The organism is Paenibacillus sp. Paensp38, assembly GCF_059491915.1.
Map to the genome: position 1 here is coordinate 900,835 of NZ_CP168516.1, position 20,676 is coordinate 921,510.

The following is a 20,676-nucleotide window of genomic DNA, read 5'->3' on the forward strand; positions in this document are numbered from 1 at the left end:
AAATACGATTGTAGATTATAATATATTCCTTGATTCCTCCAATGTAAAGTTTACATGGTTCGGTTATAGTTTTAATCAGAACGAAGCCAACACAATCATAAGGAGGAATTATAGATGAGAAAAGCTTTTATCAGCCCAAGCAAATATGTACAAGGTGAAAATGAATTGTTGAATTTGGGTTACTATGTGAGCACCTTCGGCAAATCCGCTTTACTGATTGCGCATCCTGCCGACGTGGCGCGGGTAAAAGATAAACTTGATTCCACTTTGGGTAAATATAACGTGACTTTTATTGAAAGCGGTTTTATGGGTGAGTGTTCCAGACAGGAAGTATCCAGACTTCAGGAAATTGCTACTGCAAACGGATGCGATTGTATCGTAGGTCTTGGCGGCGGGAAAGCGATCGACGCGGCGAAATGCGTAGCTCAAGGGGAAGCGCTTATCATCTGTCCGACGATTGCTGCGACAGATGCACCGACAAGTCACTCGGCCGTTCTGTACACTCCGGAAGGTGCTTTCGACGATTACGCCTATTTTAAGCAAAGTCCGAGTGTCGTATTAGTCGACACCACCGTAATTGCCAATGCACCAACCCGATTCCTTGTATCAGGTATGGGTGATGCACTGTCAACTTACTTTGAAGCCCGTGCGACCTCCCGTTCTTACTCCTGGGTCAATGCCGGACTGCCTAACGGAGTACGCGAAGGACAGTGTGCGCCAGCAGTAGGTACAAATGCGGCGATTGCACTTGCAACGCTATGCTATGAAATGCTGTTGAAAGACGGTGCCAAAGCAAAAGCGGCATGTGATGAAAACCAGGTTACGCAAGCACTCGAGAATATCATTGAAACTAATATTTTACTCTCAGGCCTCGGCTTCGAGAGCGGCGGACTTGCGGCGGCCCATGCGATTCATGATGGACTCACGATTTTGGAAGGCACGCATCATTATTATCATGGAGAGAAAGTTGCGTTCGGCACGATCGCACAGCTGGTGCTCGAAAACGCACCGACGGAAGAATTACATCAGGTACTTGATTTCTGTTTAGCCGTCGGTTTACCGGTCTGCTTGGCTGATATCGGCGTCGATCATATCAGTCAGGAAGAACTCATGGAAGTAGCTGCAAAGGCCTGCATTCTGGAGGAATCGATTCATTCCATGCCGTTTCCGGTCACAGTGGAGCAGGTTGCAGCGGCAATCGTTGCGGCCAACCGTATCGGGAGCCAGTACAAAGCGGAGGTAAAGTAGCATGAAAAAGGTCATCAACCGTGCGGAAAATTTGGTTCTTGAGATGTGCAGTGGTATTGCGCTCGCGCATCCTGAGTTGGAATTTCTGCCAAAATACAAAGTGCTCAAGAAAAAGGAATTGAACGCGGAGAAAGTAACGCTCATCAGCGGCGGTGGCAGCGGGCATGAACCCGCCCACGCCGGCTTCGTTGGCCAAGGGATGCTCGATGCCGCAGTCTGCGGTGATGTCTTCGCCTCTCCCTCACAAATTCAAGTATATCAGGCCATCCGAGCGACGACCGGGAAAAAAGGTGCGCTGCTGATTATCAAAAATTACAGCGGCGATATTATGAACTTTAGAAACGGCGCCCATCTGGCCACTGAAGACGGTCTGGAAGTGGACTATGTAAAGGTTGAGGACGACATCGCGGTAGAAGACAGCCTATATACAGTCGGACGGCGCGGAGTGGCGGGAACGGTACTCGTCCACAAGATCGCGGGTGCAGCGGCGGAAGAGGGCCGGAGTCTGGCGGAAGTTAAAGCAGTAGCCGAGAAAGCCGCTGCGAATGTACGCAGTATCGGATTCGCATTGACTTCGTGTACCGTGCCGGCGAAGGGCACGCCAACATTAGAGCTCGGGCATGATGAAATCGAGTACGGCGTCGGCATTCACGGCGAGCCTGGGACCAGCCGCGAGAAGCTGACGGATGCGGATACGTTGGCAGGCAGAATGGTAACCGATCTCCTTCGAGACATGCAGATTGAAACTGGCTTCAGCGGAGAAATCGCCTTATTGATCAATGGTTTCGGCGGTACTCCTTTGCAAGAACTGTACCTCTTCAACCATTCGGTTACTCGCGAACTAGCAGCGAAGGGGATCAAGATTGATCGCACTTTTGTCAACAATTATATGACGAGTATCGATATGTCAGGTATCTCGGTTTCCATCATGAAGCTGGACAACGAACTGAAAACGCTCCTCTCCCATGAAAGTAACGCGCCTGCGTTCAAGGTGGCTGGACCTGTTGATCATGTCGTATTCACGGATATTTCAACTGTAGCAGACGAAAAGCGGCAAGTATCCTTTGAGGTGGAAACGGACCCTGCCTTCGCAGTTATTGAGAACAACAAAGTTACGTTGAACAATCTTACCTACCTAGTCGATAAGATGAGTGAGGTTATCATCAAGAATGAGGTACCTTTCTGCGATCTTGACGCTCATGCAGGCGACGGCGACTTTGGCATGAGCGTTGCTAAGGGATTTCGTCAGCTAAAACGGGAATGGAGAGACATTCTGAATCAAGACTCTTTGACGATGGGAGCCTTTCTTCATTCATGCTCGCTCGTCATCATGGAATACTGCGGTGGCGCTTCGGGTCCGATCTGGGGCTCAGCATTTCGCGCAGCGGCACGATCTGCTGGCGAACGAACCGAACTCACCGTTTCCGAATTCGCAGATATGATGCAGGCTGCGGTGCAAGGCATACAATCAACAGGCGAACGTTCTTTCGGCAGAGGAGCCGTTGTTGGCGATAAAACACTTATAGATGCATTAGTGCCATGTACAGATAGCTGGTTGGAGAGCGCAAAATTAGATTTTGACGTGAAGACAGCCTTTGTAAGTGGTGCTCAAGCCGCTGTATTAGGGGCCAAAAAGACGGAAGACATCGTGGCGCGTATGGGCCGTGCCGGAACGGTAGGAGAGAGAAGCCTTGGTTATCCAGACGCGGGGGCTTATGCGCTTGGCGTGATTTTTACGGAGCTTGCTGATTGTTTGAACTGATTTTCTATAAATCCAAAATTGCTGGCACGAACACTTCGTTTAGGTTTCCATTCCTGCCCGTACCACTCGCTAATTCTTAAAAATTCAAGGTTTGTTCATTGCAATTGATGTGCATTAGGTTTATAATTTCAGACGGATTCAACGGGCTTATCCCGGAATCCATGGGAGTTCATCCCATCTGAGCTAGCTTACTGCATGCTCAAATATGAATTAAGCGAGGGATTTACAATGAAAACCTGCTGCACCATCCAAGTTGACGAAGACAGTTTAGTTATTGATTTGCCAGAAGAAGGAACCACGCTAGAGTCCCTGCTCGGTGATATTGAGAGCTGTGGAGGTAGTGAAGAACCTTGGCTACAACTTATTGACAAGGTAATAGGTAACTCATCTGAGACTGTACTGACAGAGCAAGCGACGGATGGCGGCGATATGAAGAAAGATCAGACGACCAAAGAACCTCAAGCAACTGCTCAGGGGTAATAGGGAGATCATACGTTAAGACGATATTTGTAACATTATTCGATCACATATAAGATCATCTATAAGACTGCTACCGAGCCAAGGCACGGGAAGCGGTCTTTTTTTATTAAAATAACTAAAATTCTCCGAATTTTGCAATTAGTAAATGAGTCTTTTGTCCCTTTAGTACTCCATAGTAGCCAACCAAGTAGAACACATCCCAAAACCGTGACTTCCTGTTCATTTTCTATCATAAAGTCGAAATGTAACATGGAACTAACTATAATAGTAGTATCATCCATATACAGGTAAGTGACATCGATGTTTGGACCTGATCCTCTTGTTGTATAAAGGAGGGGGTAAAAGAGCAGAGAACAACGTACTGATAAGTCTCATCTACTTTATAAAAAGGAAGGAATGTGTAAATGATGAATGGGCAATGGATCCTGTCAAGGATCGCAAAAAGAGTAGCGGTGATGCTAACAGCAGTATTACTATTAACGTTAACGAACGGATTCAACTGGAATACGCAAACAGCAGAGGCTGCTGGGACGACACCTGTGGAACGTTACGGACAACTTTCAGTAAAGAATGGTAAATTGGTGGATAAAAACGGTAAACCTGTGCAACTCAAAGGTATTAGCTCTCACGGCGTCCAATGGTTTGGGGATCTGGTAAATCAGGACTCTATGAAATGGCTACGGGACGATTGGGGCATTTCCGTATTTCGGGTTGCACTGTACACTGAAGAAGGTGGTTATATCGCCAATCCTTCTTTGAAAAATAAAGTGAAAGAAGCGATTGAGGTAGCACAGAAACTGGGCTTGTACGTCATTATCGACTGGCACATTCTTTCAGATGGCGATCCGAACATTCATAAAAATGAAGCCAAAGCTTTCTTTAATGAATTTTCAACTCAGTACGGCCATTTACCTAACGTAATCTATGAACTTGCCAATGAGCCGAATGGAAATGTGAACTGGAACAATCAAATCCGACCTTATGCGTCTGAGGTATCTCAGGTTATTCGCGCTAAGGACCCGGACAATATTATTATTGTAGGAACAGGCACATGGAGTCAGGATGTACATGATGCAGCAGACCATCCACTTCCAGACAAGAATACAATGTATACCGTACATTTCTATGCGGGTACGCATGGACAATTCTTGCGCGATCGGGTCGATTATGCACTGAACAAAGGCGTGGGCATATTTGCTACCGAGTGGGGTACAAGCGATGCTTCGGGTAACGGTGGTCCGTTCCTGAATGAATCCAAAGTATGGACTGATTTTCTGGCTAGCCGTGGAATCAGTTGGACTAACTGGTCGCTGTCAGATAAAAATGAGACCTCTGCTGCGCTGATGTCTGGTGCTGACCGTAAGGGCGGATGGCCTGATTCACAATTGTCCGCTTCTGGAAAATTCGTAAAACAGGCGATTCTGGAAGGCTCCAGCAACATTGGTGGAGGCGGAAACAACGGTGGGGATAACGGCGGAGATGGCAACACTGGCGGTAATAACGGTGGTGGCAACAACGGCGGCGATAACGACAACGGAGGAAGTACACCAGGCAGTAACGATCAAGGAATTGTGCTACAGTATCGCACCGGTGACACAAATGCCAAGGATAACGCAATCCGTCCTGAATTTAATATCAAAAATAAAGGGAAAACAGCTGTGAAGTTGAGCGATCTAAAAATTCGCTACTATTACACAGATGAAAGCAAACAAGCTCAGCAGTTTTTTGTAGACTGGGCCAGGATTGGCAATGAGAAGGTAAAAGCAACTTTTGTAACATTGCCGAATCCAAAGGCCAAGGCTGATAAATATGTGGAGATTTCTTTCACAGATGGAGCCGGAACGATTCAGCCCGGTGGGGAAAGCGGAGAAATTCAACCCCGTATTCATGCTGCAAATTGGAGCAATTTTGATGAGACCAACGATTACTCCTATGGTGCTACCCAAAAAGCATTTGCAGACTGGGACCATGGCACTGTATATCAGCAGGGTAAGCTGGTTTGGGGTATAGAACCTTAGGAACCTTAGAATTTAACCGTTATTAACTTTATCGGAATGAGTAAAGAATGGGACTTTTGGGTGCAATTTTTCCAAGGTTTGGAGTATAGAATATGCGCCTTTGGTATATACGAACTGGAACTTTAGGAGGTAACAACTGGAACTTTAGTTTCGATGTGTATACTACCAAAGTACCATATGGTGTTAGACTTTTGTAGTGCTTGAATTACTTCCATAGTGTAGATGGGTTGGTTCCAATGAACCCTTCTCTACGACAAACCCCCGCTGTTGCCATTATAGGCTGGCGGGGGTTTTTTATGTTTCTGAAGCTCAGCCTCCGTTCAACGGCTGTCTATACCAAATCAAAAGCTTTGGCCAGCAGACGGTAGGACTGAACACGTTTATCAAAGTCATGAATGGATGAAACGACCAGTAACTCATCGGTACGATACTGCTCAGCCAGTCTTAGTAGCTGTTCCTTACACTGTTCAGGGGTACCAACAACACGCCATGCTGCGGACTGACGCAGCCGCTCACGATCCAACTCTGTGTATGGATAGGCCATTGCTGTTTTCACCGACGGAAGAGAACTCATTTCTTTACCTTGCATGAGCAAAAGGAAATACAAACTAGCACTGGACGCCAGCTGCTCAGCTTCTTCTTCGGTTTCAGCGCAGGCCACCGTAACTGCCGCCATGGAATGGGGCTTATCACCCAGGATCGAAGGCTGAAATTGCTCGTGGTAACGTGCAGTAGCTTCTACACCGCCTGGAGTCCCGAAAAATTGGGCAAAGGCATAGGAGGCCCCCATCATCGCGGCCAATCGGGCGCTCTCTCCGCTGGAGCCGAGCAACCATAATTCAGGAACGGTCGATATCATTGGGGAGGCATGAAGACCGGCAAACTGATGATTGTCAGGCACCGAATCATGGAAGTAGTCGATTAAATCGAGAATCTGCTGTGGATATTGTTCGACAGATTGGTACTTGCCTTCCTGCAGGGCGCGAGTAGCAAGCGGTAAACCGCCGGGAGCCCGCCCTATTCCCAGGTCGATACGTCCTGGATGGAGTGCCTCCAGCAAACGGAAGTTTTCGGCGACTTTATACGCGCTATAGTGTGGCAGCATAATACCGCCTGAACCCACACGTATGCGTGATGTGTGAGCAGCCAAATGCGCAATCAGCACCTCAGGGCTGGAATGCGCTAGTGTTTTGGAAGCATGATGTTCGGATACCCAATAACGGCTGTACCCCAGTTGGTCAGCTTCGCGGGCTAAATCTGTTGTATTGGATAATGCATCCTGAGCAGTACCGCCTTCAGGAATATGAGACTGGTCCAGTATACCCAGTTTAAGCATTTATAATCACCTCTTACACAACTCTATCAGACACAACTCACTAGGTCAAAATTCAAAATGGATAGGTTGGAGTTTGGGGACCTTTTCGTTATAATAAAGGATGTGTAAAGGATGAGAGTACATCCTTGCTAATGGAGAGGGGATTGAAATTGTGTTAAGAACACCTTTAGGGCGTGTCCGACTCATGCTCTGGATTCAAGCTATAGCTTATTTGGCGATACTATTCACCCACCAGCCGCTGCAAGCAGCGGGCATGGCCCAGGCGGTTATGGTGATTGGTAACATATACCGGGTGAGCTTTTTGTTGCTCCTCGTTGCTTTGATCTATGGGAAAACAGCACTGCATTGGTCTATACGGCGGCCTCTTTTTATTATGTTTGCCTCCTTCATTCCGTTTGGTCTGATGATTATGGATTTTGTTTGGGTGCGAAAATGGACAGGGGATTCGGCAGCAGAACAGCGAGCTGCATCGTAATCTTAGAAGTTTTGTTTTGTGTGAGTTGTCGAGGAGTTTGTCTGGCGTAAGCGGGACTGGCCCCGATGCAGCAGAAAAGAACATTACGCAGGTTGATGCGTGGTGTTCTTTTTTTGTGCACCGGAGGAATTATGAAAAATGCTGCACTAAAAATTCAACTGTTTTACGTCTTTGAAAGCCTTCAACCCAATGTCCGGTAAACGGATAAATTTCAATCGTTTTCGGTGATTCAATACGGTTATAAGCGGCGAAAATCGTCTCTGGCATACACACAGTATCCTTGAACCCTACCGATACCATGATCGGGATACGAATACGATGAGCAAGATTCATCACGTCAAAATAACTTAATGTATGTAGCACCTGCTCCAAATGCTCCGGAAATCGGTTAGCAAATTCAGCTGCTTCCGTCAGCGAACTGGTAGAATTCATCATACCAAAATCCATATGACACATATTGGGGATATCCGCTACTGTAATAGCAGCTTTATCGCTGAGCGCAGCCACCATTAATGAAAGTCCGCCGCCCTGACTGGCGCCACTGATTGCGATTTTAGCCGAATCGACATCCGACTGCTCCGCTACCCAATCTACGGCTCTAAGGGCATCAGTTGTAATCGTTTTGTAGTAGCAGGTATCTTTGTCCAATATTCCTTTCGTTACCCAGCCTTTAACCGTACCATGAGCATCACCCAGACGGTCTCCCGTTTCTCCACCTTGACCACGTACATCTACTGCCAATACAGCAAAGCCAAGCATAAGCCAGGAGGAATAATCTTCAGGATAGCCTTTTCCGCCTGTATAGCCATGAAACAGAACGATACATGGCAGCTTTTGATCTCCGGCAAATCGGGGGCGTACATACCAGGCATGCAGAGGCGTATCATCGACACCCTCAAAAGTAACCCGGTAGGCAAGAATATGAGGATATGGCGTTTCTACGAGAGTTTTGAACGCATGTACAGGTTTGGCGTGGACTTCTTCCAGTGTTTTGGCCCAGAATAAATCTATATCCTTCGGGGCGGTAAGATCGGGTCGATATTGCTTCAATTCGGCAATTCTTTTTTCAATAACATTCATAATCAAAATTCTCCTTCATATAGAATGAACTTCTCCTTAAGTTTTACCCGGTAAAGTTGACTCCTCTAGCTCTCTCAGTAGCTGATATGCTCTTTCATTAGTGCTTCCGCACGTATCCTCATCAGCATGGAACCCACTGCATACAACTGGGCGCTCAGGTTTGCCAAACAATCGGCAACGGTAATCGGAAGTTAGCTGAGGGCAAGGAACACCAGCTGGTTTTCCATCTGGCATGCCGGGAATAGGGGAAGAAATCGTAATGGCAATACAGCACGCGGCACATCCTACTCGACACTCCAGTTGGGGTCACTCCTTAAAATCTGTTATTTTTGTAACTTATGCATGAAGTGACATTAATCAAGCCATAATGTGAGGATGGCACAAAAAAAGCAGGAATACAAGGATAAACGCATATGAGACACACTTTTCACACAAGGGGTATAAATAGTCGTAGAGGCACGTAAGATGGTATCAAGTCCCTAAATCAGTGTTCCATACTGTGGTAATATTAACCAATCGTCTTTTGTGTGTTCAAAAGGAGTTCGAGTGGTTAATAATAGAACACAACGATAAAAACTTAAACGAGGTGACGCAAAATGAGTTGGTTATGGGCATTGATTGTTGGTGGTATTATTGGTTGGTTGGCAGGAATTATTGCAGGTCGTGATGTTCCGGGTGGCGTGATAGGTAACATCATCGCTGGTTTTATCGGCGCATGGTTAGGTAGCTTGATTCTGGGAAACTGGGGTCCTGAAATCGGATCATTCTACATCGTTCCTGCATTAATTGGTGCGATTGTGCTGGTCGTGATTGTAAGCTTGATCTTCCGTTCCGTTGGACGGACTAGAGGCTAACTTTACGAATCATTGAATAGACTAGCCCCTATGGGGCACAAGGCTAAAATGGAAAGAAGCTGCTTCCGCAAGGTTCGCAAATGAACCTGTGGGAGCAGCTTTTTTTTGAGGAAAAGTCCTATTGAAAACGCCTGATATGAGGAACACTCAGAACGCCTAGCACGATACACATGCCGATGGTTGCAAACATACCCATGGTGAACATACCACCAAGCTTATCCGCCACAGCACCTACTGCCAGATAGCCGACAGGGAGCAGGGCAAAGGAAAACATTAGATCCAGACTAGCTACACGTCCAAAAGACTCGGCTGGGACTAATTCCTGAAGGCTCGTCTCCCAGATAATCGCAAATATCATAATGCCAAACCCTTCGAGCATCATGCTCATAATCAGTCCTGGCATCCAAGTGACTACAGACAACAGTAGTAAAGCAAGACCGCTGACAAAAGCTCCTATGTAAGCGAGCAGGCCACGATGCTTCCAATGCTTGCGTGATCCATACACAAAGGCCCCCAACATGGCGCCAATACCGCTACTTGCCATCGCAATGCCATATACGACTGGATTGTAGCCATGATGAACCTTGAACAGCCATGGAATGAGTACAGCGATAATGCCTGAATAACAAATATTAATGAATGAAAAGGCAAGAATCGTAATCCATAGCCAAGGATGGCTTTTGAGAATGGTAAAGCCTGCGATAAAATCCTTGAGAAAATGCTGTCCCCCCTGATCTTGCTGTTCTGGATCTACCTGACCTTTGCCGATGATGGAGGCCAAATGAGCGCTCAGCATCCAAAAACAGGCAAAAGATATCAGATAAGCGATAGAATCCAGCCCAAAGCCCACACCCGGTGAGGAAAAAGATACAATGAAGCCTCCTAACGGAGGACCAAGTAGACGGACGGCTTGTATACTAATCTGGCTAAGCGCGTTGGCTGCATTGCGTATGTCCGGTGTGAACACCTGTGCACGTAAGGCAGAATAAGCGGGATTAAAGATACCGTCCATCAATCCGTATAACGCTAGGCCAACGAATAGAAACGGCAATTTCATCCCGCCCGTAAACATCAGCACGGCCGCAATGAACATCAGCCCAAACCGGGCGATATTCGTAAACAGAAGGAGACGGATTCGGTCAATTCTGTCCACAATCATTCCTGCGAAAGGCAGAATAAGTACATTAGGCAGCATATAAACCGTCATCGCCAGTCCCATGATAGTAGTCGAGCCTGTTAGGGAATAGATAACCAGTGGCAAAATGACTGTGGTGACTGAGCTCCCCAACATTGCGATCCAATGTCCAAGCCACAACAAGGTGAACGCTTTGGATTGTTTTAAGGGTGAAGTGAAAGTAGCCCAGGCCGAGGGACTGCCTTCAGGTGAAGTAGAGGATAAGGTTGAATTCTGGGTATCCATGATCACACTCCGGTACATATTTCTAAATTGCATATTAAAACCTATTATACGAAATCTCAAACGTGAGGGTACAGAAAAAGTTGCTGTGAGGGGAGTTATAATGAATAACCTGCCAATGAAAGAGTCAACCTAGAATAACTTTAGGCCACAAAAATATATAACTTACCTTTTTCATAGGGATTATTGGATAAAAGCATTGACGCGTGAAAATGAATGATGTACTATTCAATGACCAGCCGCGTGCTAGGTTATCAAGAAAAGGGAAAGAGTGTGGATACCATGAAAAAATTTAGTTTTTTGCCGATTGTACTCATCGTGATGGCATTGCTGGTTTCGGCCTGCGGGAACAACGATAAAGGCGCCAGTACCAATAATGCATCTACCGGAGAAAACGGATCTAATAATGGAAAAGCAGATACCACTGCTACAGCTACTCTTGAATCTGTAAAAGCAAGCGGCAAGCTAAGAATTGGCACGGAAGGCACCTATGCTCCGTTTACCTACCATGATGCTGCTGGTAAACTGACGGGCTTCGATGTCGATATTGCGACTGAAGTGAGCAAACGCCTGGGTGTACAACCGGAGTTTATCGAGACGCAATGGGACGGCATATTCGCAGGGTTGAACTCCAAGCGGTTTGACACAGTGTTCAATGAAGTATCCATTACAGACGAGCGCAAGCAAAAATATGATTTTTCCGATCCGTACATTGTCTCCAAGGCAGTTCTAATCGTAAGCGAAGACAATACAGACATCCATAAATTTGCTGATCTAAAAGGGAAAAAGTCCGGGCAATCCCTGACCAGCAACCTGACTCAAATCGCGAAAAGCAACGGTGCGGAAATTGTGGCAACAGAGGGATTCAACCAAGCCATTGACCTCCTCACTTCCAAACGGGTGGATGCGACCGTCAATGATGGATTATCCTATCTCGATCTGAAAAAGCAAAAGCCAGACGCACCCATCAAAAAGGTGGACGAATCTCCAGATGCTTCACACAGCGCAGCTGTATTCAATAAAGGCAGCGAAGATTTGATCAAGGAAGTAAACAAAGCGTTGGCTGATATGAAGGCTGACGGTACGTATCTGAAAATTTCCGAGAAATATTTTGGAGCCGACGTATCCAAATAATAAATGAAGACCAAACGTTCGCCAAGGCGAACCGAATCTTCTCAAACCTATCTTTTCAAAGGATGTCTGTACAATGGATGATCGCCAAATACAAATCATTATGGATTCATTATTGCCTCTGCTAAAAGCAGGGGTTTCTTTTACGATTCCGCTCACGCTTATCTCCTTTGCTCTGGGACTCGTGCTGGCGCTGATTACAGCGTTAGCCCGGCTGTCCAAATGGAGAATACTCAAGCTGATTTTCGGCTTCTATGTATGGGTGATTCGAGGAACTCCGTTGCTGGTGCAATTGTATATTATTTTCTATGGTTTACCTTCCGTAGGTATTACATTGGACCCGTTTATTGCTTCAGTAATCGGTTTTACCCTCAGCGTAGGGGCTTATAGCTCTGAAATTATACGTGCGGCTATCATATCTATTCAGGAAGGCCAATGGGAGGCGGGATACTCCCTGGGGATGACGCGCTGGCAAGTATTGCGACGTATCGTGCTACCGCAAGCATCCCGTGTGTCCATACCTCCGTTGGCTAATTCATTCATCAGCTTGGTGAAGGATACCTCACTGGCTGCGACCATCACCTATGTGGAAATGTTCAGAACGGCTAACCAGATTGTAGCTACCACATACGAACCGCTATTGGTGTATACCGAGGCGGGGGTTATTTATCTGCTGTTTAGCACTATTTTGACTGTGCTGCAAAATTACCTGGAGAAGCGACTAGGCCGTTTTTCCGTCAGATAAAGGAGATTGTACCGGTGATCCAAATTCGGAATATACACAAATCGTTCGGCTCGCTGGAAGTGCTTAAGGGTGTTGACGTAACGTTGGGTAAGGGGAAGGTGCTTGTTATCATCGGTCCTTCCGGTTCTGGTAAAACAACGTTTTTACGCTGCTTAAATTTGCTGGAGATTCCTGACCAAGGAGAGATTCAAGTAGGGGATATTGCACTGAATTTTGCGAAAGGAACGAAGCTCCGGCAAGAAAATATTTTGGCGCTGCGCAAGCGGACAGGGATGGTGTTTCAATCCTACAACCTTTTCCCACATATGACAGCAGCACAAAATGTGATGGAGGGACAAGTCACGGTTCAGAAAAAGAGCAAGGACGAGGCGCGCAAACGTGCATTGGAATTGCTTAAAAAAGTGGGGTTGGCTGATAAAGCCGAATCCTATCCGCATCAGTTATCAGGAGGACAGCAGCAACGGGTCGGTATTGCCCGGGCAATGGCGGTCGAACCTGAGGTGCTTTTGTTCGACGAGCCGACCTCCGCGCTCGATCCTGAGTTGGTAGGCGAGGTGCTCAAGGTCATGAAGAAACTGGCTGCTGAAGGAATGACGATGGTCATTGTCACCCATGAAATGAAATTTGCAGCCGAGGTCGCGGACCATGTGATTTTGATGGATCAGGGCATAATCGTTGAGCAGGGTACGCCGCATGAGGTTCTGGAGCAGCCCACCAGTCCACGGGCTATTCAGTTTTTGAATCGTCTGAGCGGGGAAGTGGAATAAAGGGAACTACAGTATTTATTAAAATAAGCGTTTAGACTGAATAAAAGGCAGCTACAGCCGGGCATTGAAAAATAAGCCTCGCACCCGTAGCTGCCTTTTGCTCATCAGTTGTCTTCTTTTATTTCATTTTTAATGTAAGCAAAAAAGTAATCAACAGAATACAACAGCCTGCTATAAATGGAGCAAACAGATTTGCATCCAATAAAAAACCCGCTAGAGTAGGGCCTAAAATATTCCCAACACTCATATAGGCATTATTCATACCAGCTACATATCCTTGCTCATTCCCGGCCATCTTCGATAATTGTGTATTAAGAGCTGGACGAAGCATAGCTGTGGCAAAGAAAATAAGGGAAGTGACAAGGAAGATACTCCAGAAATCTTTGGCTAAGAGAAATAAAATATAAGCAACAGAGGTGAAAAGAAGCGATCCTTTGATCACTCTTTGTTCACCAAACTTATTGATTATTTTAGCAACAACTAATGTTTGCATACCGACTCCGATCACAGCACCTGCGGTCAGAATGACAGCAATATTTTGCGGCGAGAATTGGAAGCGGTTCGTTACATATAAACCAAGAACAGATTCAAAATTAGCGAGTCCAAAGGTCATCACCAGGACAAGTACAAAGAGCATTGTATATTTTGACTTCAATGATCTCGCGTATTGTTTATAAATAGATTCCTTCTGAATCATTCTTGCCCGTGCTGCTTTCATTTGCTCTTTCGATAAACTTTCAGGCAAACAAAACACTGAAAAAATAACAGCAGCTATAGCAGCACCTGTCGCTGTGTAAAGCGGCACTCTCGTTCCATATCCTGCAAGAAGACCACCCAATCCAGGTCCAATAACAAATCCGAATGACATGGCTGCGGCGAGCAGGCTGTTCCCTTTGGCGCGTTCTTCGGTTGTTGTAATATCCGCTACATATGCCATCATAGGAGGAACAATCAAGGCTGCTGCCATTCCTTCCAGAAGTCTTGAGGTATACAGCATCCATAATTCATCTCCGATAGCAAAGATAAATTTAGCTACAGCAAAAACAATGACACCTACGAGGATAAAAACTTTTCTCCCATATCGATCAGACAGCTGTCCAGTCAGGGGAGAGAGCAGGAACTGCGTTATGCCATAGGCTGCTACCAATAAACCGATTGCCCGCCCACTGGCTCCAAACTCAATGATCAGTTCCGGCAGGATGGGGGTAATTAAACCCACGCCCACCATAACAATGAAGATATTAATCATTAGAATCCCAAGTATTCTTTTCATGCAAAAAACCTCCTTATCCATTGGTTTCTGGATAGGAGGCAGACATACGAACAAGAAGATACACTGCTCCCGTCAAAGAAGCAATGCTCTTATCGTTAATACCCAAAAGCCTACACTAATCCTATCCAGAAAATTCGTAAGATTACGATTTTTTTCTTTGGTGGAATAGGATTAGTAGATCATTGGCTTAAGGTCACCCTTTCGATACTTTATTGTTTATCAACGTAACATAAATTTCTTGATAAGGCAATGAAAGGATAAATCAGAAGAACCCGACTCGTCCTTCGGCCACATTTTTTAGCCAGTCCTGCTTACGGCTCTTATCGAGCTCGCCTCGCATACCTTTGATAATCAGTTCAATATCGGCTTTTCCCTGCTCATGCCACTCCAGAGCCGTGCTGACATAAAGTTCTCCGAGCTGTGCCAGCGAAAACCCGTCAGTCATGGCTGCTGCCTTCTGCGTACCTGTTTCCCCTGCAAAAACAAGGAAGTTGCGCAGCTTGAGATATGCCAGTCGCAGTGCTTCGTCAGGCAAACTAATTTCATAGGCACGGTCAAAACGACCTGCCCGGTTCATCAGACCTGGGTCAATTTTTTCGGGATAATTGGTCGTTCCGATCAGGAAGATGCCCTCCTTGGAGGTAGCGCCGTCGAGGGTATTCAGGAAAAAGGAACGAACCTCCTGAGGCATGGAATCAATGTCCTCAATAACCAGCACCATCGGAGCCAGGCGAGTAGCCGCCTCGAACACCTCTTTGACCGATTCACTGGTTGTATACTCCGTTATTTGCCAGTAGGCTGCCGGACCCGGTACACTGCTGGCAATTGATTTTACAAGTGTTGTTTTACCGTTACCCGGATGGCCGTATAGCAGAATGCCGCGCTTGTAAGGAATGTTATAAGTCTGATAGAAGGTACGATCCGCTTCAAAAAACTGGTCGAGGGATCGGAAAATATCCCGTTTGATTTCCGCTTTCAAAATCACGTCATCCCGCGTAATTGCGCGGGTTATCGGCTCTGCCTGCCGAGAAAGTCCACGGCTTGTGTCGGTAAACACGGTGACACGCTTCATATTCTGCTTACGTTCACGACCGCGTACTCCCGCGAGGAAGCCTTGCAGCTCCTGGTCGCCTATCGCAAATACGTAATCTTCATTGTACACGCCATTATCACGGAAAAAGGGAACTCGCGCCAGCGCGATGCCCCACTTGGGATAGGCGAATACATTATTACGCATCGACAGATGCACGCCGTATTCAGGAGTCGGTCCGTCATCATCATACTGGATGGTGCGTTCCTCCAAACGATCGAAGACCCGTGCCACATGCTCCAGGTCGGGACTACCTGAACGAATATCCTCCTCCAGCAGATCCCAATACTCAATATTAGGATCATCGCTGGCATACAGCACGTATTTTACGCCATAGCGGTTATAGAGTGCTTCACTGATACCGTCGATCAGACGGGCATAAGCGGCATAACCGGTAATGCGTCCATCTGTACGTTCATCAAATTCATAAATAGCTGGGATGTCTATACTCAAATTATTTGGCTCCTTTCAGGGCAGCTAGCGGCTTGCATTTGGCTACAACTGCTGCGAGTCCTGCCCCGGTGACACTTTCGATAATATCATCTACATTTTTGTAGGCTTGCGGAGATTCGTCGATAATGCTTTCCAGTGATGCCTGATTGACCACAATTTCGTCGTCTGTCCCTACACCCAGGGCCCCTGCAAAATCGTCCACACTGACGAGTCGTTTGGTCGCAGAACGCGAACGAATACGGCCTGCTCCATGGCAAATGGAGTGGAAGTTATCCTGACCGCCCGGTAAGCCTACCATAATATAAGAGGCTGTTCCCATAGAGCCGGGAATCAGGGCCGGATGCCCTGTCGCCTGATAAGGCCGCGGATTGTCGGGGTGTCCTGCTGGAAGAGCACGCGTAGCACCTTTACGATGCACAAACACACTACCGTGATCCGGATGGGATTCCTCCCAAGCATAATTGTGCATTAGATCGTACAAAGTACGCAACTCGCACTTTGTACCAAAGACATCGCGAAAGGCTTCACGCACGGAGTATGCGATGAGATGTCGGTTCACCACGGCATAATTCAGCGCCGAATACATCATATCGACATAATGTGCAGCTTCGGGATGGTCCAGCGGTGCGAATACCAGTCTCGGGTCAGAGGTACCGAGTCCGAGACGGCTCATCGTCTTGGCAATGGCAGATGAACTAGCCTGGCTGACTGCTCCACCCCAAGCCCGCGATCCAGAATGAATCATCACAGCCACCTGACCGTCGAACATCCCCCAAGCTTCAGCTGTTTCACGGTTTTCCTCCGCGATTTCAATCGCCTGAATTTCGACGAAATGATTGCCTCCACCCAGTGTGCCGAGCTGTCGGTGAGCCCGGTGCCATGTACGGTCTTCGACAAGATTCAGCACCTCCTCGTCAAAGGAGAACTTACTGTGCTCTACATGGGTGAGTGAGGTGGATTTCTTAGGAGTGTAGCTGTCCGGAATATATTTGTTGGGTAAGCCGTGTAGACCCTTGCGTACAATATGCTCCAGTCGGATATCCGAATAATGCCCGCGTTGGTGGGCTTCCATGGGCAAATATTTGTCGATGGTTTTGACCAGCTTACGGCGCAGCTTGGTTTCCTTCAAAGCATCCTTGTGCAGATTGGTCAGGTGTACGCGCATGCCGCAGCCAATATCACTGCCGACGATGGAGGGAGATACGTAACCATCCTCCATTCCCCATACAGCAGTCGTACCGATGCAGGTTCCGACGCCTACATGTACATCTGGTGTGTATCCCATATAGCGGATACCTGGAATTTGTAAATTGTTATTAGCCATCTCGAACACTTTGTAATCCAGTGAGGAGAAAAGTTGCTGAGAAGCATAGACGGTTAGATCACCTGCCGGAAGCTTCATCAGATGGCTGTATGGTCCTTCATGCAAGGACGAGTCGGTTGTATGTTGTATATTCATATAAATGGGTAGTTCCCTTCTTCAAGTAAATTCATAAATACTTGCATAAAAAGATTTAAAAAACAAAAAAAGCCGCAGACTTGTCGTCTACGGCTTCTTGCACCGAAAGTGTTATTACATTTTATGATCAACACATCATAAATACGTAAAATAACTTGTTCTTCCAATAGCATAAAAAAATAAAAAAGCCTGGCTAATCACGCCGTCAGACAGCGTGATATCACCCATCATGTCGCCCGAACGGGGCCGATGAGACGAAAACTCAAATATGTGGTTGTATCATGCTGCCTGTCTGTCGTTATCATGTAAAGCACGGTCATGTCTGTCGGCCCCCTTTTCTTAAAGTTAATTGCTATGTTAATGGAAACCTGTGGAAGCTGTCAACCCCTGAAAGGTAGAAGTGTGGAAAAATGTGACTTTACTCATGGTGAAGTGTGAGTAACATCATAGTTCAATTGGCCCGAAGCTGTTATTGTACTAAATATTCAAATATTCAGATATTGTTGATCGTTTATAGGACAATTCTGTGAGGGGGACGGAGCAGGCATGGAAGGAGATCTCCAGAAATTTAAGGCCGACTTTTTCAAAGCATTGGCTCACCCTCTGCGCATCCGCATTTTGGAGGTGCTGAGTGAAGGGGAACGGAATGTGAACGAGCTGCAGACTGCGCTCGGTTCTGAAGGTTCTGCCGTATCGCAGCAATTGGCCGTTTTACGAGCCAAAAATTTGGTGAACAGCTTCAAGGAAGGTACATCGGTTGTGTATTCACTACGTGATCCGCTTTTGACGGAGCTGCTTGCAGTGGCGCGACGGATTTTTGACAATCATTTGGTCGAAGCTATCTCGTTGCTGGAAGGTATACGTAACGAGAAGTAATGCTATTACAGAAAAGAAGGGTTACAGGAATGAAGTGGATAGGAAGGTTCGAAGGCTATAACGCAGGGGCTTTGCGAAAGGATCTCATTTCCGGAAGTATTGTAGCGATTGTGGCGATTCCACTCGGTATGGCGTTTGCCATTGCATCAGGAGTAAAGCCGGAATATGGGCTGTATACGACCATTGTTGCGGGAATTTTGGTTTCGCTGCTGGGAGGATCCAAATTCCAGATCGGAGGACCTACAGGCGCGTTTATTCCGATTTTGCTAGCTATTGTCATGCAATACGGTTATGAGAACTTACTCATAGCCGGTTTTATGGCGGGCATTATGCTCATTTTAATGGGTGTACTCAGGCTGGGGGCATTGATCAAGTTTATTCCCAAGCCAGTAACGATTGGCTTTACGGCCGGAATTGCCGTGACGATATTCAGTGGTCAGATTGCTAACTTTCTCGGCTTGCGCGGGGTAGAGAGGCATGAAACTTTTCTGCCTTCCATGGCAGAGCTCATCCATCGACTTCCTTCACTGAATGTGTATAGTATCCTGACGGCTTGTATCTGTCTTGCCGCGCTTATTTTGGTGCCTAAAAAATGGCCCAAGATACCCGGATCACTGGTTGGTCTACTCTTGTCAACGCTGGTGGCAGCTTTACTTTTTCCAGGGCAGGTGGCTACGATTGGCTCTGCGTATGGCGCAATTCCAGCATCTTTGCCTGAGCTACATATTCCTGCGGTGACGTGGGATTTGATCGTGAAACTCTTGCCGCCAGCACTTGTTATTGCAATGCTGGGAGCTATTGAATCTCTGCTTTCAGCGGTGGTAGCTGACGGTATGACGGGAGCCCGGCATAGCAGCAATCGTGAACTGGTTGGACAAGGGATTGCTAATTTGCTGACACCGCTGTTCGGCGGTATTCCTGCGACAGGTGCAATTGCCCGCACCGCCACAAATATCCGTAATGGTGCTGTTTCTCCTATGTCAGGCATCGTACATGGGTTCGTGGTGCTCCTCATTCTGGTGCTTTTTGCACCTTATGCATCTAACATTCCGTTGGCCAGTATGGCTCCGGTGCTGATGGTAGTAGCGTGGAATATGAGTGAGCGCAAGCATTTTGCGCACATTCTCAAAACGCGGACAGCGGATTCTATTGTGCTGGTTGTCACCTTTTTGTTGACGGTTTTTACGACGCTGACAACGGCTGTGGAGGTAGGCCTGATTCTAGCGGTTGTATTGTTTGTTAAACGTATGAGCAGTACACTTTCAGTAGACAAGGTACTTCCTGATCCTTCTGTAAAACATGAAAAAGTAGGCGCGCATATGGTTACAGATCAGCATGATTGTCCACAAGTGGCTATTTACAATGTGGAAGGCCCTCTATTTTTCGGTGCAGCCTCGGTATTGGAAAACTCAGGTGTGGGAGGCCGGACGGATCACCTACAAGGGATTTTGTTGTTACGTATGGGAAAGGTTCCTTTTATGGATATGACGGGAGAAGGTAACTTTACTGCATTAATTCAGAAATACCGGAAGTCTGGCGGGACAGTGCTTGTTTCCGGACTCCAGCCTCAACCGCTGGCATTACTACAGAAAACTGGATGCTACGACATGATTGGACAAAAGCATTTTTTTGAACACACAGGAGAGGCCCTTACGGCTGCTCTTGCACTGGTGAATCAGGATCATTGCTGTGGATGCAGGCAAATGGCTTTCCGAGAATGTACGAGTCTGTGCCGCAGACCGCAGCCAACCAAATCATCCTTTCCAGATGGAGCCGTCTCGGTTCCCATACCTGTAAATAGCGGCAGATAACACTCTTTTAAGTTTCTTGCTGAATGTCGAAAAATCTCTTCTGATCTCCGAAACCAAGTGCACAATGAAGACTTGCATTTGCTTCGAAAATGGAAGAGATTTTTCTTTTCTTCAAGGAAAAAAGGAATAAAATTCAAAAAAATGCTTGAATATCTGATTTTATGACACTATACTAGATTCAAAAGATACCATATGTTTCATTCTTTTGTTTTAAATTGTATTTTAATACTTGCACATTAACCTCCTCGATTACTTCTAAATTTCTTATCCTACCTTTCTCTTCATTTTTTTCACTTATCATTTTCAAACTTGTCCACCTGTTTCTACCCGATGCTCGTTTTTTACGGTCTGCACCAAGGGTTGTTCACCTCAGAATGATGATCTATGGATTTCACCCCGGC

18 protein-coding genes are annotated in these 20,676 nt (G+C 46.6%); 11 read left to right on the forward strand and 7 right to left on the reverse strand.

Annotation, left to right across the window (positions count from 1 at the left end; all coding sequences use genetic code 11):
• Positions 1-114 precede the first annotated feature (114 nt).
• From ACEN8J_RS04030 to ACEN8J_RS04045, 4 genes are all read left to right on the forward strand, one after another.
• The gene (locus ACEN8J_RS04030; RefSeq protein ID WP_495594251.1) at positions 115-1,248 is read left to right on the forward strand and encodes a glycerol dehydrogenase; all 1,134 of its coding nucleotides are present in this window, start codon (positions 115-117) and stop codon (positions 1,246-1,248) included.
• 1 nt (position 1,249) lies between these two features.
• Positions 1,250-3,010, forward strand: coding sequence for a dihydroxyacetone kinase subunit DhaK (dhaK, locus tag ACEN8J_RS04035; RefSeq protein ID WP_165149623.1), 1,761 nt, complete (start codon positions 1,250-1,252; stop codon positions 3,008-3,010).
• Positions 3,011-3,238: 228 nt separating this feature from the next.
• The gene (locus ACEN8J_RS04040) at positions 3,239-3,490 is read left to right on the forward strand and encodes a hypothetical protein (protein WP_039273050.1); all 252 of its coding nucleotides are present in this window, start codon (positions 3,239-3,241) and stop codon (positions 3,488-3,490) included.
• 404 nt (positions 3,491-3,894) lie between these two features.
• Positions 3,895-5,508 (forward strand): cellulase family glycosylhydrolase, encoded by a 1,614-nt coding sequence (locus ACEN8J_RS04045; RefSeq protein ID WP_340886173.1) that lies wholly within the window; start codon positions 3,895-3,897, stop codon positions 5,506-5,508.
• 331 nt (positions 5,509-5,839) lie between these two features.
• Here ACEN8J_RS04045 and ACEN8J_RS04050 read toward each other — a convergent pair whose 3' ends face one another.
• A complete protein-coding gene (locus tag ACEN8J_RS04050) occupies positions 5,840-6,844 on the reverse strand; it encodes an LLM class flavin-dependent oxidoreductase (protein WP_341039819.1) in 1,005 nt (334 codons plus the stop codon).
• Positions 6,845-6,995: 151 nt separating this feature from the next.
• On the opposite strand from ACEN8J_RS04050, the gene ACEN8J_RS04055 reads away from it, so the two are divergent.
• On the forward strand, positions 6,996-7,319 hold the full coding sequence (locus ACEN8J_RS04055; RefSeq protein ID WP_029515655.1) for a DUF3817 domain-containing protein: 324 nt from the start codon (positions 6,996-6,998) through the stop codon (positions 7,317-7,319).
• A 129-nt stretch (positions 7,320-7,448) separates the two neighbouring features.
• On the opposite strand, the gene ACEN8J_RS04060 is transcribed toward ACEN8J_RS04055, so the two are convergent.
• Together ACEN8J_RS04060 and ACEN8J_RS04065 are read right to left on the reverse strand one after the other, a co-directional pair.
• Positions 7,449-8,399, reverse strand: coding sequence for an acetylxylan esterase (locus ACEN8J_RS04060; protein WP_069012508.1), 951 nt, complete (start codon positions 8,397-8,399; stop codon positions 7,449-7,451).
• 36 nt (positions 8,400-8,435) lie between these two features.
• Positions 8,436-8,699, reverse strand: coding sequence for a YkgJ family cysteine cluster protein (locus ACEN8J_RS04065; RefSeq protein ID WP_238437904.1), 264 nt, complete (start codon positions 8,697-8,699; stop codon positions 8,436-8,438).
• 296 nt (positions 8,700-8,995) lie between these two features.
• On the opposite strand from ACEN8J_RS04065, the gene ACEN8J_RS04070 reads away from it, so the two are divergent.
• On the forward strand, positions 8,996-9,253 hold the full coding sequence (locus ACEN8J_RS04070) for a GlsB/YeaQ/YmgE family stress response membrane protein (RefSeq protein ID WP_013311445.1): 258 nt from the start codon (positions 8,996-8,998) through the stop codon (positions 9,251-9,253).
• 118 nt (positions 9,254-9,371) lie between these two features.
• On the opposite strand, the gene ACEN8J_RS04075 is transcribed toward ACEN8J_RS04070, so the two are convergent.
• Positions 9,372-10,673, reverse strand: coding sequence for an MFS transporter (locus tag ACEN8J_RS04075; RefSeq protein ID WP_029515653.1), 1,302 nt, complete (start codon positions 10,671-10,673; stop codon positions 9,372-9,374).
• Between the two features lie 279 nt (positions 10,674-10,952).
• Between ACEN8J_RS04075 and ACEN8J_RS04080 the strand changes: the two genes are divergently transcribed.
• The 3 genes from ACEN8J_RS04080 (at position 10,953) to ACEN8J_RS04090 (ending at position 13,313) form a co-directional block, all read left to right on the forward strand.
• Positions 10,953-11,804, forward strand: a complete 852-nt coding sequence (locus ACEN8J_RS04080; protein WP_165149613.1) for an amino acid ABC transporter substrate-binding protein — start codon at positions 10,953-10,955, stop codon at positions 11,802-11,804.
• Between the two features lie 73 nt (positions 11,805-11,877).
• Positions 11,878-12,546 (forward strand): amino acid ABC transporter permease, encoded by a 669-nt coding sequence (locus ACEN8J_RS04085; protein WP_069012510.1) that lies wholly within the window; start codon positions 11,878-11,880, stop codon positions 12,544-12,546.
• 14 nt (positions 12,547-12,560) lie between these two features.
• The gene (locus tag ACEN8J_RS04090; protein WP_069012511.1) at positions 12,561-13,313 is read left to right on the forward strand and encodes an amino acid ABC transporter ATP-binding protein; all 753 of its coding nucleotides are present in this window, start codon (positions 12,561-12,563) and stop codon (positions 13,311-13,313) included.
• A gap of 118 nt (positions 13,314-13,431) precedes the next feature.
• Here ACEN8J_RS04090 and ACEN8J_RS04095 read toward each other — a convergent pair whose 3' ends face one another.
• The 3 genes from ACEN8J_RS04095 to ACEN8J_RS04105 form a co-directional block, all read right to left on the reverse strand.
• Positions 13,432-14,586, reverse strand: coding sequence for an MFS transporter (locus ACEN8J_RS04095; protein WP_495594252.1), 1,155 nt, complete (start codon positions 14,584-14,586; stop codon positions 13,432-13,434).
• 262 nt (positions 14,587-14,848) lie between these two features.
• Positions 14,849-16,129, reverse strand: coding sequence for an AAA family ATPase (locus tag ACEN8J_RS04100; protein WP_029515648.1), 1,281 nt, complete (start codon positions 16,127-16,129; stop codon positions 14,849-14,851).
• A gap of 1 nt (position 16,130) precedes the next feature.
• Positions 16,131-17,588: an RtcB family protein gene (locus ACEN8J_RS04105; protein ID WP_029515647.1), complete on the reverse strand. Its 1,458-nt coding sequence runs from the start codon at positions 17,586-17,588 to the stop codon at positions 16,131-16,133.
• A gap of 546 nt (positions 17,589-18,134) precedes the next feature.
• Here ACEN8J_RS04105 and ACEN8J_RS04110 point away from each other — a divergent pair.
• Complete coding sequence (locus tag ACEN8J_RS04110) at positions 18,135-18,464, forward strand: ArsR/SmtB family transcription factor (protein ID WP_013311437.1); 330 nt, start codon at positions 18,135-18,137, stop codon at positions 18,462-18,464.
• Between the two features lie 29 nt (positions 18,465-18,493).
• On the forward strand, positions 18,494-20,275 hold the full coding sequence (locus ACEN8J_RS04115) for a SulP family inorganic anion transporter (RefSeq protein ID WP_029515646.1): 1,782 nt from the start codon (positions 18,494-18,496) through the stop codon (positions 20,273-20,275).
• Positions 20,276-20,676 lie beyond the last annotated feature (401 nt).